General features: G+C 71.8%; 11 protein-coding genes. 6 read left to right on the forward strand and 5 right to left on the reverse strand.

What is annotated here, in order from left to right; all coding sequences use genetic code 11:
* The first annotated feature begins 92 nt into the window (after positions 1 to 92).
* A complete protein-coding gene (locus AB0J10_RS06850; protein ID WP_363058571.1) occupies positions 93 to 1151 on the forward strand; it encodes a zinc-dependent alcohol dehydrogenase family protein in 1059 nt (352 codons plus the stop codon).
* A gap of 13 nt (positions 1152 to 1164) precedes the next feature.
* Here AB0J10_RS06850 and AB0J10_RS06855 read toward each other — a convergent pair whose 3' ends face one another.
* The 3 genes from AB0J10_RS06855 to AB0J10_RS06865 all read right to left on the reverse strand — a co-directional run bounded on the left by AB0J10_RS06855 (position 1165) and on the right by AB0J10_RS06865 (position 3175).
* Positions 1165 to 1752, reverse strand: coding sequence for a GNAT family protein (locus AB0J10_RS06855; protein ID WP_363058573.1), 588 nt, complete (start codon positions 1750 to 1752; stop codon positions 1165 to 1167).
* Between the two features lie 84 nt (positions 1753 to 1836).
* Positions 1837 to 2034 (reverse strand): MerR family transcriptional regulator, encoded by a 198-nt coding sequence (locus AB0J10_RS06860; RefSeq protein ID WP_283296751.1) that lies wholly within the window; start codon positions 2032 to 2034, stop codon positions 1837 to 1839.
* 229 nt (positions 2035 to 2263) lie between these two features.
* Positions 2264 to 3175, reverse strand: a complete 912-nt coding sequence (locus AB0J10_RS06865; protein ID WP_363058576.1) for a sugar phosphate isomerase/epimerase — start codon at positions 3173 to 3175, stop codon at positions 2264 to 2266.
* Positions 3176 to 3305: 130 nt separating this feature from the next.
* Between AB0J10_RS06865 and iolC the strand changes: the two genes are divergently transcribed.
* The 5 genes from iolC to AB0J10_RS06890 are packed head-to-tail and all read left to right on the forward strand — an operon-like array spanning position 3306 to position 9540.
* Positions 3306 to 4370 carry a 5-dehydro-2-deoxygluconokinase gene (gene iolC, locus AB0J10_RS06870; protein WP_363058578.1) on the forward strand — a complete coding sequence of 355 codons (1065 nt, stop codon included), beginning with the start codon at positions 3306 to 3308 and terminating at the stop codon, positions 4368 to 4370.
* Complete coding sequence (locus AB0J10_RS06875) at positions 4367 to 5257, forward strand: deoxyribose-phosphate aldolase (protein ID WP_363058580.1); 891 nt, start codon at positions 4367 to 4369, stop codon at positions 5255 to 5257. The genes iolC and AB0J10_RS06875 overlap by 4 nt, the downstream gene beginning before the upstream one ends.
* A gap of 16 nt (positions 5258 to 5273) precedes the next feature.
* Positions 5274 to 6101, forward strand: a complete 828-nt coding sequence (gene iolB, locus AB0J10_RS06880) for a 5-deoxy-glucuronate isomerase (RefSeq protein ID WP_363058582.1) — start codon at positions 5274 to 5276, stop codon at positions 6099 to 6101.
* On the forward strand, positions 6098 to 8014 hold the full coding sequence (iolD, locus tag AB0J10_RS06885) for a 3D-(3,5/4)-trihydroxycyclohexane-1,2-dione acylhydrolase (decyclizing) (protein WP_363058584.1): 1917 nt from the start codon (positions 6098 to 6100) through the stop codon (positions 8012 to 8014). The genes iolB and iolD overlap by 4 nt, the downstream gene beginning before the upstream one ends.
* A gap of 23 nt (positions 8015 to 8037) precedes the next feature.
* A complete protein-coding gene (locus AB0J10_RS06890; RefSeq protein ID WP_363058586.1) occupies positions 8038 to 9540 on the forward strand; it encodes a CoA-acylating methylmalonate-semialdehyde dehydrogenase in 1503 nt (500 codons plus the stop codon).
* A gap of 224 nt (positions 9541 to 9764) precedes the next feature.
* On the opposite strand, the gene AB0J10_RS06895 is transcribed toward AB0J10_RS06890, so the two are convergent.
* Both AB0J10_RS06895 and AB0J10_RS06900 read right to left on the reverse strand, forming a co-directional pair.
* On the reverse strand, positions 9765 to 11207 hold the full coding sequence (locus tag AB0J10_RS06895; RefSeq protein WP_363058588.1) for an MFS transporter: 1443 nt from the start codon (positions 11205 to 11207) through the stop codon (positions 9765 to 9767).
* Between the two features lie 600 nt (positions 11208 to 11807).
* Positions 11808 to 12977, reverse strand: a complete 1170-nt coding sequence (locus tag AB0J10_RS06900; protein WP_363058878.1) for a S8 family peptidase — start codon at positions 12975 to 12977, stop codon at positions 11808 to 11810.
* Between the last annotated feature and the right edge of the window lie 133 nt (positions 12978 to 13110).

Below are 13110 nucleotides of genomic sequence, written 5' to 3' on the forward strand. Positions count from 1 at the left end.
TTCGTGCCGGGGCCGGTGGCAGTGCTGGCGGCGCGGGAGCGGGTGGCGTAGGAACCAGCGGGCGCAGCGAATGGAGCAGGGAAGGCGGGCGGATGAGGGCCGTCGTGTTCGAGCGATACGGGCAGGAGCCCGAGGTGCGTGAGGTGCCCGACCCCGTAGCGCCGGAGCACGGGGTCGTCGTGCGCGTCGAGGCCACCGGACTGTGCCGGAGTGACTGGCACGGTTGGATGGGACACGACCCCGGCATCTCGCTGCCGCACGTTCCCGGGCACGAGCTCGCCGGAGTGGTCGAGGCCGTCGGTCCAGGTGTCGTCGACTGGCGGCCGGGTGATCGGGTCACCGTGCCGTTCGTGTGCGCCTGTGGCCGCTGTGCGGCCTGTTCGGCGGGGGACCAACAGGTGTGCGAGCGCCAGACGCAGCCCGGCTTCACTCACTGGGGCTCGTTCGCCGAGTACGTCGCGCTGGAGCGTGCGGACGTCAATCTCGTCGGCGTCCCCGATGAGCTGTCCTTCGCTGCGGCGGCGGGACTCGGCTGCCGGTTCGCCACCGCCTTCCGGGCAGTGGTCGCCCAGGGGCGGGTGGCCCCGGGGGAGTGGGTCGCGGTGCACGGTTGCGGCGGGGTCGGGCTCTCCGCGGTGATGATCGCGGCGGCGTGCGGGGCACGGGTCGTGGCGGTGGACGTCTCTCCCAGGGCCCTGGACCTGGCGCGGAGGTTCGGCGCGGCGGAGTGCGTCGACGGGAGTGGGCTCGGAGGCGCCGAGGACACCGCGCTGAGGGTGCGTGAGCTGACGGCCGGGGGCGCCCGTCTTTCGCTGGACGCCCTCGGCTCCCCTGCCACGTGTGCCGCATCGGTCCGGAGCCTGGGCCGGCGCGGACGCCATGTGCAGGTGGGGCTGCTGCCCTCGGCCGCAGGTGACCCCGTGGTGCCGATGGGGCGGGTCATCGGGGAGGAGCTGGAGATCGTGGGCAGCCATGGGATGGCCGCTCATGCCTACGGGCCGATGCTGGACATGGTTCGCTCGGGGGCTCTGCGGCCGGATCTGCTGGTGGCCGCGGTGATCCCGCTCGACGCCGCCCCGGCAGCGCTGGCGGCCATGGGCACGGCGCCGGGGGCGGGGGTGACGATCATCGAGCCGGGGCGGGTCGCCTGACTCCCCTGTCGGTTCATTCCTCGGGCCTGCCCCGGTGAACGGCCCACTCACGGGCGAGGACCGACATGTTCGTGGCGTCGACCCAGCCGTCCTCGTGGCGCAGGACCTCGCGTTCGGTGCCCTCGGCGACGAAGCCCGCCTTCTCGTAGGCGCGGCGGGCCCGCGGATTGAAGTCGTAGACGCTGAGGGAGATCCGGTTCAGTCCGAGCCGCTCGAAGCCGTAGCCGGTGACGAGCCGGACGGCCTCGGTGCCCAGGCCGCGGTCACGGCCGCGAGGGCCGATCAGGATGCGGAAGTTGCAGCTGCCGTTCCGCTCGTCCCAGTTGTTGAGGACGGCTTCGCCGACGAGTTCACCCGAGTCACGGTCGACCACGCCGAGGTCGAGACGGTCGGGTTGATCACCGCGGGTGGCGTACCAGGAGCGCAACCGCTCGTCCGGGAAAGGCGGGGTACCGGCGGAACCGGTGAGGAGAAGCACCTCGGTGTCGCCCAGGATCGCCGCCATCGTGGGGGCGTCCTCCTCGGTGAGGGGGCGCAGGACCACCTTCGTTCCGGTGAGGGTGGGCTTGACGGAGAAGTCCGCCTGTCGTCGCTCGGTCACCGCAGGATTGTCGGAAGGGCGCGGTGCGAGAGGCAAGCCATTTGCCCGTCGGGCCCCGCACCCGGGGATGCGGGGCCCGGCGTCTCAGCTCCTGCGCCCCCTGTTGCCGGGGCGGTTGGCGACCCAGACGCGGATCGTGTCGGCGTACCAGTAGGGCTTGCCCGACTCCACATGGTCCGGTGGGGGCAGGAGGCCGTGCTTGCGGTACGAACGGACCGTGTCCGGCTGCACCTTGATGTGCGCGGCGATGTCCTTGTAGGACCAGAGTCTTCTGTCCGTCATCTGTGGCACCTCCCTGTACGCGCCGCAGCGGCGGCCGGGGGAGCCGTCGGGGGAGCTGCGGCGCGGGCACTGGCGATCACTCAGCCTGTGCCCGTTGAACGACGCAGAGTGACGGCAGGGGAGGGGCTGTCGAGGTCCTGTGACACAAGGCCCGCGTAACGCAGACATGTGTGACGAAGGGGCGACTGTTGTGACAGGACGGAGGTGCGGAGGCGGAGGGAGCAGGAGTTCAGGCGCCGCAGGAGCGGAGGAAGCGCCGGGTGCGTTCGGCGATGGGGAACGGCTTCTCCGGCGGGCAGGGGTACATGTCCTGCTCGACGATGGCGAAGAGCTCCGCGTCCAGGCGCTGGGCCGCGGCCAGTACCGGCTCCAGCGCGGGCACTCCGGTCGGCGGTTCGCACATCACCCCGCGCGCCACGGCGGGGCCGAACGGCACCTCGTTCGCGACGACTTCGGCGAGGATCTCCGGATCCACCTGCTTGAGGTGGAGGTAGCCGATCCGTTCGCCGTAGGTCTCGATGAGCTTGACGCTGTCGCCGCCGCAGTAGGCGTAGTGGCCCGTGTCGAGGCAGAGCGAGACCAGGTCGGCGTCGGTCGCGTCGAGGAAGCGGCTGACGTTCTCCTCGCCGTCGATGTGGGTGTCCGCGTGGGGGTGGACCACGATCCTCAGTCCAAAGCGGTCCCCCACCTCCTGCCCCAGGCGTTCGGTCTGGGTGGTGAGGTGCCGCCATTGTTCGGGTGTGAGGCTCCGGTCCTCCAGTACCTCGCCGGTCCTGTCGTCGCGCCAGAAGGACGGGATGACGACGAGGTGGTCCGCGCCCATCGCACGGGTGAGGGCGGCGATCCCGGAAACATGGGCCCAGGTCTTCTCCCAGACGGCCGGGCCGTGGTGCAGTCCGGTGAAGACGGTGCCGGCCGAGACCCTCAGCCCGCGGGACGAGGTCTCCTCGGTGAGCCGTGCGGGGTCGGTGGGGAGATAGCCGTACGGGCCGAGTTCGATCCATTCGTAGCCGGCGCGTGCCACCTCGTCGAGGAAGCGCTGCCAGGGGACTTGACGGGGATCGTCGGGGAACCACACGCCCCAGGAGTCAGGGGCCGACCCGATCCGGATGCGGTCGAACGAGGCTGCGGAGGAGGTCATGGCGGCCAGCTTTCCGGCCGCCGGAGAAAGGTGTCAAGCTTTCGTCCGAATGTAAGGACAAAATGTTGACAGTGCTCGGGAAGGCGGGCTAGACCAGGGGGCAGCCGGGCGTGGAACCGAAGGGACACGTATGCCTCAGCCGTACGACGTCATCACGATGGGCCGGATCGGAGTGGACCTCTATCCCCTTCGGTCCGGGGTCCCGCTGGCCCAGGTCGACACTTTCGGGAAGTTCCTCGGGGGTTCCGCCGCGAACGTGGCGGTCGCGGCGGCCCGCCTCGGCCGGCGGGCCGCCGTCGTCACCCGGACCGGCCGGGACGCCTTCGGGGACTACCTCCACCAGGCGCTCCGCGAGTTCCGGGTCGACGACCGCTGGGTGACCGCGGTGCCGGGGCTGCCGACCCCCGTGACGTTCTGCGAGATCTTCCCGCCGGACGACTTCCCGCTGTACTTCTACCGGCAGCCCAAGGCTCCCGACCTCGAACTGCGCGCCGAAGAGCTGGACATGGACGCCATCGGCGCGGCGCGGGTCTTCTGGATGACCGGCACCGGGCTGTGCGCCGAGCCGAGCAGGGAGGCCACGCTCGCCGCGCTCGAGCACCGGGCGAGGTCCGGGACGACCGTCTTCGACCTGGACTGGCGGCCCATGTTCTGGGACGGCCCGACCGGTTCGGCGGCGGACGGGGCCCGGCCGTACTACGCGAAGGCGCTCGCCCGCGCCACCGTCGCCGTGGGCAATCTCGAGGAGTGCGAGATCGCCACCGGGGAGCGCGAACCGTACGCCGCCGCCCGTGCCCTGCTCGCCGCCGGGGTCGAGCTGGCCGTGGTCAAGCAGGGCCCCAACGGCGTGCTGGCCGTGCGCGACGACGGCACGGTGGCGGAAGCGCCCCCGGTGAAGGTCGACGTCGTCAATGGTCTCGGCGCGGGCGACGCGTTCGGCGGGGCGATGGTCCACGGACTCCTCGCCGGCTGGGAGTTGGAGCGGGTGATGCGGTTCGCCAACGCCGCGGGGGCGATCGTCGCCGCCCGCCTCGCCTGTTCGTCGGCCATGCCCTACGCCGCGGAGGTGGAAGCCCTTCTCGACGGCCATGCACCTGGCCCCGAGGCGGACCCCGGCCCCGTGGCGGAGACCGGCCCCCCACCCGGCACGCACGGCGGTCCCGGAACCGCGGCGGCGCCCGGAGCGCCGTCGTGACCCGCGTCGCCCTCACCGACCTCGTCAGGATCAGGGTCAGCCACCCGGAGGCCGTGGCCGAGGCGGCGGCCCGCCGTCGGCGGCGGGCCCTCGTCGGCAGCAGCGGCAGGCTGATGATCGTCGCGGCGGACCACCCCGCCCGCGGAGCGCTGGCCGTCGGCGACCAGCGGTACGCGATGGCCAACCGACTGGGCCTCCTGGAGCGTCTGTGCACCGCGCTGGAACGCCCGGGCGTCGACGGCGTCCTCGCCACCGCCGACATTCTGGAGGACCTCCTCCTGCTCGGGGCACTCGACGACAAGGTCGTCATCGGATCGATGAACCGCGGCGGGCTCGCCGGGGCCGCCTTCGAGCTGGACGACAGGTTCACCGGCTACCGCGCCGAGGACCTCGCGCGGCTGGGCTTCGACGCGGGCAAGCTGCTCCTCCGCATCGACTACGACGACCCCGGCTCCCTCGCCACCCTGCACTCCACCGCGCGCGCCATCGACGAGATGGCCGCCCGCCGGCTGCCGGTCTTCGTCGAGCCGTTCATCTGCCGCCGCGTCGACGGGGTGCTGCGCAACGATCTCTCCGCCGAGGCGGTCACCCGTTCCATGGCCATTGCCTCCGGGCTCGCCGGCACCTCGGCGTACACCTGGCTGAAGATCCCCGTCACGGAGGACCCCGACGACATGGCGCGGGTGATGGAGACGTCGACGCTCCCCGCGGTGCTGCTCGGTGGCGACGTGGGCGACACCGCGGGCGGGCAGGCGGCGGCGTACGAGAAGTGGCGCGGAGCGCTGCAACTTCCCACGGTCCAGGGACTGGTGGCGGGCCGTTCACTGCTCTATCCGGTCGACGGCGACGTAACGGCGGCGGTCGACACGGCCGTGGGCCTGCTCTAGGGGGTACGGAGGACTCATGGATCACAGGGACACGGCACCAGAACGGCATCTGCGGGCCGGAACCGCGGCCGCCGGACCGTACGCGCTCGACATCGATCCCGGGAGGGCCGGCTGGGGGTACTCCGCCCTGCGGGTCCTGGAGCTGGCCCCCGGCGCCTCCCACCTGCTGGAGGCCGGGGACAGCGAGTGGATCGTGCTGCCGCTGGAGGGCGGGTGCTCGGTGCGGACCGAAGGTACGACCATGGAACTGCTGGGCAGGGAGCACGTGTTCGCCGGAGTCACCGACTTCGCGTACGTCCCGCGCGACGCCCGGGCACTGATCGCCTCCGGCGCGGGAGGCCGCTTCGCCCTGGCAGGAGCGAGGTGCGAGCGACGACTCCCCGCTCGCCGCGGCCCCGCGCCGGAGGTTCCGGTCGAGGACCGGGGTTCGGGCACCTGCGCCCGCCGTGTGCACAACTTCGCCGCCGCCGGCACCTTCGACTGCGACCGCCTCATCGCCGTCGAGGTGCTGACCCCTGGCGGCAACTGGTCCTCGTACCCGCCGCACAAGCACGACGAGCACCGCCCCGGCGAGGAGACGGAGCTCGAGGAGATCTACTACTTCGAGATCGAGGGCGAGCACGGCTTCGGCTACCAGCGGATCTCGCCGTCCCGTCCCGGGGGCACGGATCTGCTCGCCGAGGTCCGCAGCGGTGACGCCGTCCTCGTCCCGGACGGCTGGCACGGCCCCTCCATCGCGGCTCCGGGCCACGGCATGTACTACCTGAACGTCATGGCCGGCCCCGGTCCGGAACGCGCCTGGCGGATCTGCTTCCACCCCGACCACACGGAGGGTTACCGATGAGCGGACCGAGGCTGACCGTCGCCCAGGCGCTGGTGCGGTTCCTGGCCCGCCAGTACACCGAGCGCGACGGCCACAGGCAGCGGCTCGTCGGGGCCATGTGGGGCATTTTCGGCCACGGCAACGTGGCCGGGATCGGCCAGGCCCTCCTCGAGTCCGATGACTTGCCCTTCGTCCAGGGGCGCAACGAGCAGGCGATGGTGCACGCGGCCGTCGGTCACGCCCGCCAGTCCAACCGCCTGTCCACGCACGCCGTCACGACCTCCATCGGTCCGGGTGCCACCAACCTCGTGACCGGGGCCGCTCTCGCCACCGTCAATCGGCTGCCGGTCCTGCTCCTCCCCGGCGACACCTTCGCGACCCGCCCCGCGGACCCCGTCCTCCAGCAGCTGGAGGTCCCGTACGCGGGCGACGTGTCGGTGAACGACTGCCTCCGCCCGGTGTCGGCCTACTTCGACCGGATCACCCGCCCCGAAGCGCTGATCCCGGCGGCGCTCGCCGCGGCGCGGGTCCTCACCGACCCGGCCGCGACCGGGGCGGTCACCCTCGCGCTGCCCCAGGACGTGCAGGCGGAGGCGTACGACTGGCCGGAGGAGTTCTTCGCCGAGCGAGTCTGGCACGTGCGCCGCCCTCAGCCGGATCCGGAGGAGCTGGCGGCGGCGGTCCGCGTCGTACGGTCCGCGCGGCGGCCCCTGGTCGTCGCCGGCGGGGGCGTGCACCACAGCAGGGCGGAGGGCGCCCTGCGGACCTTCGCCGAGGCCACCGGGATCCCCGTCGCCTCGACACAGGCCGGGAAGGGCTCCCTGCCGTACGACCACCCGGCGGACATCGGCGGCATCGGCCACACCGGCACCGCCGTCGCCGACGAACTCGCGGGAACGGCCGACCTGGTCATCGGCATCGGCACCCGCTACACCGACTTCACGACCGCCTCGGCGACCCTCTTCGGCAACCCGGGTGTCCGCTTCCTCAATCTCAACATCACCGGCTTCGACGCCCACAAGCTCGCCGCGCTCCCGCTCGTGGCGGACGCCAGGACCGGACTGGAGGCCCTGACCGAGGCCCTGCGCGGACACCATGTCGAACACGGCTACGAGACGGAGTACGCGGACGGCAAGGAGCGCTGGGAGCGCCGGGTCGGCGCCGCCTACGAGGCGCCCGACGAGGACGTCCGCCCCACCCAGACCCAGGTCCTCGGTGCCCTCGACGGCCTGGTCACCGGGGAGGACATCGTGATCAACGCGGCCGGCTCGCTCCCGGGCGACCTCCACAAGCTGTGGCGGACGCGCTCCCGCGACCAGTACCACGTGGAGTACGGCTACTCGTGCATGGGCTACGAGATCCCGGCCGCCATCGGGGTGTCGATGGCCGCTCCCGGGCGCCCCGTGTGGGCGCTCGTCGGAGACGGGACGTATCTGATGAACCCCACCGAGATCGTCACAGCGGTACAGGAGAACGTTCCGATCAAGGTGGTCGTCCTGCAGAACCACGGGTACGCCTCGATCGGCGGGCTCTCCGAGGCGGTCGGCTCCGAGCGGTTCGGCACCGCCTACCGCCACCGGGAGCCGGGGGCGTCGCAGGCCGGCGGACCGGGAGGGCCCGGGGGCGCCGGGGGAGGCGCGTACACGGGAGAGCCCCTCCCGGTCGACCTCGCCGCCAACGCCGCATCGCTCGGGATGCGGGTCATTCGCGCCAGGACTCTGCGTGACCTGCGCGAAGCCCTTGCCGAGGCCCGAGCGGCGGACCGCCCCACATGTGTCTACGTCGAGACCGAAACGGCAGACACTGTGTCGGGCGCACCCCCGGCACAGGCGTGGTGGGATGTTCCTGTGGCCGAGACCGCGACCCGGCCGTCGGCGGTCAAGGCCCGGGAGGAGTACGACCGGCAAGTCGCAGCCCGGCGCCGCCATCTCTGAGGGACCCGAAGGAGCTTTCCGTCATGACGAAGACCGTCAACCACTGGATCGGTGGCAAGACCGTCGAGGGCGCGTCCGGCAACTGGGGGCCGGTCACCGACCCGGCGACCGGTGCCGTGACCACGCGGGTCGCGCTCGCGTCCGTCGGCGAGGTCGACAGCGCGGTCGCCTCGGCCAAGGCCGCCTTCGAGACCTGGGGCACCTCCTCCCTGGCCCAGCGGACGTCGATCCTCTTCCGCTTCCGCGCGCTGCTCGACGCCAACCGCGACGCGATCGCCGAACTGATCACCGCGGAGCACGGCAAGGTGCACTCGGACGCGCTCGGCGAGGTGGCCCGTGGTCTGGAGATCGTCGACCTGGCCTGCGGGATCACCACCCAGCTCAAGGGGGAGCTGTCGACCCAGGTGTCGAACCGGGTGGACGTGGCGGCGATCCGCCAGCCCGTGGGCGTCGTCGTCGGCATCACGCCCTTCAACTTCCCCGCGATGGTGCCGATGTGGATGTTCCCGCTCGCCATCGCCTGCGGTAACACCTTCGTCCTCAAGCCCAGCGAGAAGGACCCGTCCCCGTCGCTGAAGATCGCCGAGCTGCTTGCCGAGGCCGGGCTGCCGGACGGCGTCTTCAACGTCCTCCAGGGCGACAAGGCGGCCGTCGACCGGCTGCTGGAGCACCCGGACGTCTCGGCGATCTCCTTCGTCGGCTCCACCCCGATCGCCCGCCACATCCACACCACCGCCTCGGCGAACGGCAAGCGCGTACAGGCGCTCGGCGGTGCCAAGAACCACATGCTCGTCCTCCCGGACGCCGACCTGGACGCGGCCGCCGATGCCGCCGTCTCCGCCGCGTACGGCTCCGCGGGCGAGCGCTGCATGGCGATCTCCGCGGTCGTGGCCGTCGGCGCGATCGGCGACGAACTCGTCGACAAGATCCGCGAGCGGGCCGAGAAGATCAAAATCGGTCCTGGCGACGACCCGACGTCGGAGATGGGCCCGCTGATCACCAAGGCGCACCGTGACAAGGTCGCCTCGTACGTCCACGGCGCCGCGGACCAGGGCGCCGAGGTCGTCCTCGACGGCACGGGCCACACGGTCGACGGCTACGAGGAGGGCCACTGGATCGGGCTGTCGCTGCTGGACAAGGTGTCCACCGACTCCGACGCGTACCGGGACGAGATCTTCGGCCCCGTCCTGTGCGTGCTGCGCGCCGACACCTATGAGGAGGGCCTCGCGCTCATCAACGCCTCGCCGTTCGGCAACGGCACGGCGATCTTCACCCGCGACGGCGGTGCCGCCCGGCGCTTCCAGCTGGAGGTGCAGGCGGGCATGGTCGGCGTGAACGTGCCGATCCCGGTCCCGGTGGGCTACCACTCCTTCGGCGGCTGGAAGGACTCCCTCTTCGGCGACCTGCACGTCTACGGCAACGACGGGGTGCAGTTCTACACCCGCGGCAAGGTCGTCACGACCCGCTGGCCGGACCCCTCCGAGCCCCACGGCGGCGTCGACCTCGGCTTCCCGCGCAACCACTGACGGCCCGCGCCGCACCTCGGCGCCACCCGGCCCACGACGCCACGCGGCCCGTACGGAACCCTCACCCGTGCGGGCCGCGTGCGGCGTCACGGGAGACCGGCCGTCCGCGGGCCGCGCGGGGGTGCCGTCAGGCCGGCTGCGGCACCGCGCGTCGTTCCCGCCGGTGCAGGAAGCAGCCGGGTGGCGAGGTGAGGAGCCGCCCACGCAGCAACCGCGGCACGGCTTCACGCAGTGGACCCGCGACCGTGCTCCGACGGTGTCATTCGGGCGGTGACGAGGCCCAGGACGGCCGCGGCGACGGCGCTGCCGATCGCGATCCATCGGAGTACGCCGTCGATCGCCGCCGCAAGACCGACACTGCTGGTGCGGACTTCGATCAGGGTCGCACCGGCGGCCACACACATGCCGGCGACCCCGATGACGATGGCGAGTTCCACGCCGGATGCCTGACCGGCCCGCTCGGAGGGGACGACGGCCTGGGTGCCGCTGCTTCCCATCGTCCACCCCATGCCGTATCCGAATCCGGTCAGCGCGAGACCGGGAACGTAGGACCGGAAGTCGCCGCCGAGCGACACGAGGAAGAGGCCGAGCGCCCCGACCAGGGTCATGACGACCATCGTCCGCGGCACGTCGAAGCGCTCGCCGAGCCGCCCGGAGAGCGGCGCCGCCACGCCCGCGGCGACGGATGCGGCCAAGAAGATCATTCCGGCGGCGAGCGGCGTGTGCCCGGCAGCCTGCTGCAGGTAGATCGTGACCCCGTACATGGCCAGGACGAAGGAGATGTTCGCGACGGTCGCCATCAGCGTGATGACCACGAAGGGCCTGTTGCGGAAGAGATCGAGCGCGACCAGCGGCCAGCGCGCCACTCGCTCCCGCAGTACGAACCCGGCCAGGAGCAGCACCCCGGCGGCCGCGACACCCGCGGTGACTCCGGCGGGCCAGGCCCGCAGACGGTCCACGGTGAGCGTCACAAGAGCGATGCCGAGGGTCACCATGACCAGGCCCGGCAGGTCGATCGAGCGGGGCACCGTGGTGTCACGCGACTCGCGCACCCCGGCGACGACCATGGCGATGGCCGCTGCGCCCACGGGGACGTTGACGAACAGCACCACTCGCCAGCTCAGCAGCTCCGTCACCCCGCCGCCGAACACGGGGCCGAGAGCCAGGGCCAGGGCTCCCACCCCGTAGGCGTTCCCGATGGCCCGCATCGTCCGGTCGGGCGGATAGGCGTCGGTGATCACGGCGATGGCGAGCGGGAACAGCACCCCCGCTCCGGCGCCTTGGACGATCCGCATCACGATCACGGCTTCGGGGGTGGAGGCGAGACCGGCACCGAGTGAGCACAGGGAGAAGACGACGAGGCCCGCGATCAGCATCCGTCGGCGGCCGACGATGTCCCCGAGTCTGCCTCCCGGGATCAGGGCGGCGGCCAGCGCCAGCATGTAGCCGCTGATCACCCATTGGAGGTCCGTGGTGGTCGTGCCCAGGTCCGAGGCCATCTGGGGCAGGGCCAGGTTCAGCGCCAGGAAGTCGAGCTGCACGACGAAGATGCACAGCGAGGAGGCGATCAGCGTCAGTCCGGGACGCGACGGCCGGGAGCCGGTCCCGGGCGGGTGCGGTGTGGTTTCGCCGGAACGGCGCTTCCCGTGCGGCTGACCGGAGTTCATGGCGCTCTCCCGTGCGGCTGTGAACACGGGCCGGGCGGGTCGGGCGGAGACGGCTGATCCGATGACCCGTGTCGTGGTGTGCTCACTATGCAAGACGCGGGTGTTGTTCGAGGGTATTTGCTCCGCATTTCGACGAATGCCGCATCCGTCTGGCCTGTGTTGCCGTTCCGGCCGCCCGGGTGCGGACCGGGAGCCGCGCGGGAGCCGGAGGGTCCCGGTCGGGGCGGCCGTGGGCGCCGCCCGCTGCCGACGCCGTCCTTCCTCCGGGCGACGTACCGCAGCGGCCTGCGTCCCTGCCGTACGGCACGCCGCGACCAGGACGCGCAGGGGAGGCTTCGGCCAGGTTCGTCGATGGGCGGACCGTGTGCACCGACGGTCTGACCCCGCTCGCGCACGCGATCCCCGTCCCCGGTACGCAGCGGGGATCGCGAGGCCGCACGGACGGCTGATGCCCGAGGAGCGGGCCCGCCCCGTCGGGGAGGGGCTCCTCGGGCATCTCACGGCCGCTGCTCCGGCATGTCCCGATCCGTCGCCGTGGGGGCGGGGATCGTCCTGGCCGGGATACCGGACCGGGCCGTTCCTCCCGGCGGGCCGCCGGGATCAGAACAACGAGTGCAGCAGCTTGTTCGGGGACCCGGTGCGCGGGTCCGTGACCTTGCCGCTGGTCGCGTTGTTCACGAGGGCGTCGCGGACCTGTGCCGGGGACGCCGTGGGGTTGTTCGCCAGGTAGAGCGCGGCGACACCCGCGGTGTGCGGGGTGGCCATCGACGTACCGGAGATGGTGTTCGTCGCGCTGTCGCTGTCCTTCCACGCGGAGGTGACGTCCACGCCGGGGGCGAACAGGTCGAGGCACGAACCGTAGTTGGAGAACGACGCCCGTCGGTCCGTCCTGTCGGTCGCGCCGACCGTGATGGCTTCGGGGACGCGGGCCGGCGAGTAGTTGCACGCGTTCACGGGGATGCCGATCAGGATGCCGTTGCCCGCCGCGATCGAGTAGCTGACACCCGAGGCGATGGAACGCTTCACCGCGTCGTCCAGGGCGGCGCTGGCGCTGCCGCCGAGGCTCATGTTGGCCACGGCCGGCTTGGACGCGTTCGCCGTCACCCAGTCGACGCCCGCGATGACGCCCTCGGTCGTACCGGAGCCGTCGCAGCCCAGGACGCGCACCGCGATCAGGTCGACGCCCTTGGCGACCCCGTACGTCTTGCCGCCGACGGTGCCGGCGACATGTGTGCCGTGGCCCTGGCAGTCCTGGCCGTTCTGGCCGTCGCCGACGGTGTCGGTGCCGACGCTCGCCCGGCCGCCGAACTCGCCGTGCGAGGTGCGGATGCCGGTGTCGATGATGTAGGCGTTCACGTTCGCCGCCGTGGTGTTGTACGTGTACGTCGTCGACAGCGGCAGATTGCGCTGGTCCACGCGGTCCAGGCCCCAGGTGGCGTTCGTCTGGGTCTCGTTGAGGCGGATGACGCTGTTCTGCTCCACGTACGCCACCCGCGGGTCGGCGGCGAGTCGTTCGGCCTCGGCCTTGGACATGGAGGCGGAGAAGCCGTTCAGCACCGACCGGAAGACGCGCTTGGGGGTCACGTCCTGGTCGGCGGCGAATTCGGAGACGCGGGTGCCGCCGTCCTTCAGGACGACGATCCAGCTGTTCTGTACGGCGGTTGCAGTGGGGGCGAGACGGAGATCGCCGAGCGGCGCACTGTGCGCTGTGGGGGTGACGGCGAACTGGAGACCGGCCGCGACGACGGCTGCGGAGAGCAGCGCGCCCATGCGTATGGAGCGGCGGGCAGTGAATCTCATCTCGTGCACCTGACCTCTCTCTTTGATCGGAACACGACAAGCATCCGCGCGGCGGTGCGGATGCCGGCACAGCGTCTCGTGAGGTGGTGCGGCACACAAGGGG

Source organism: Streptomyces sp. NPDC049887 (genome assembly GCF_040656535.1).
Classification (GTDB): Bacteria; Actinomycetota; Actinomycetes; order Streptomycetales; family Streptomycetaceae; genus Streptomyces.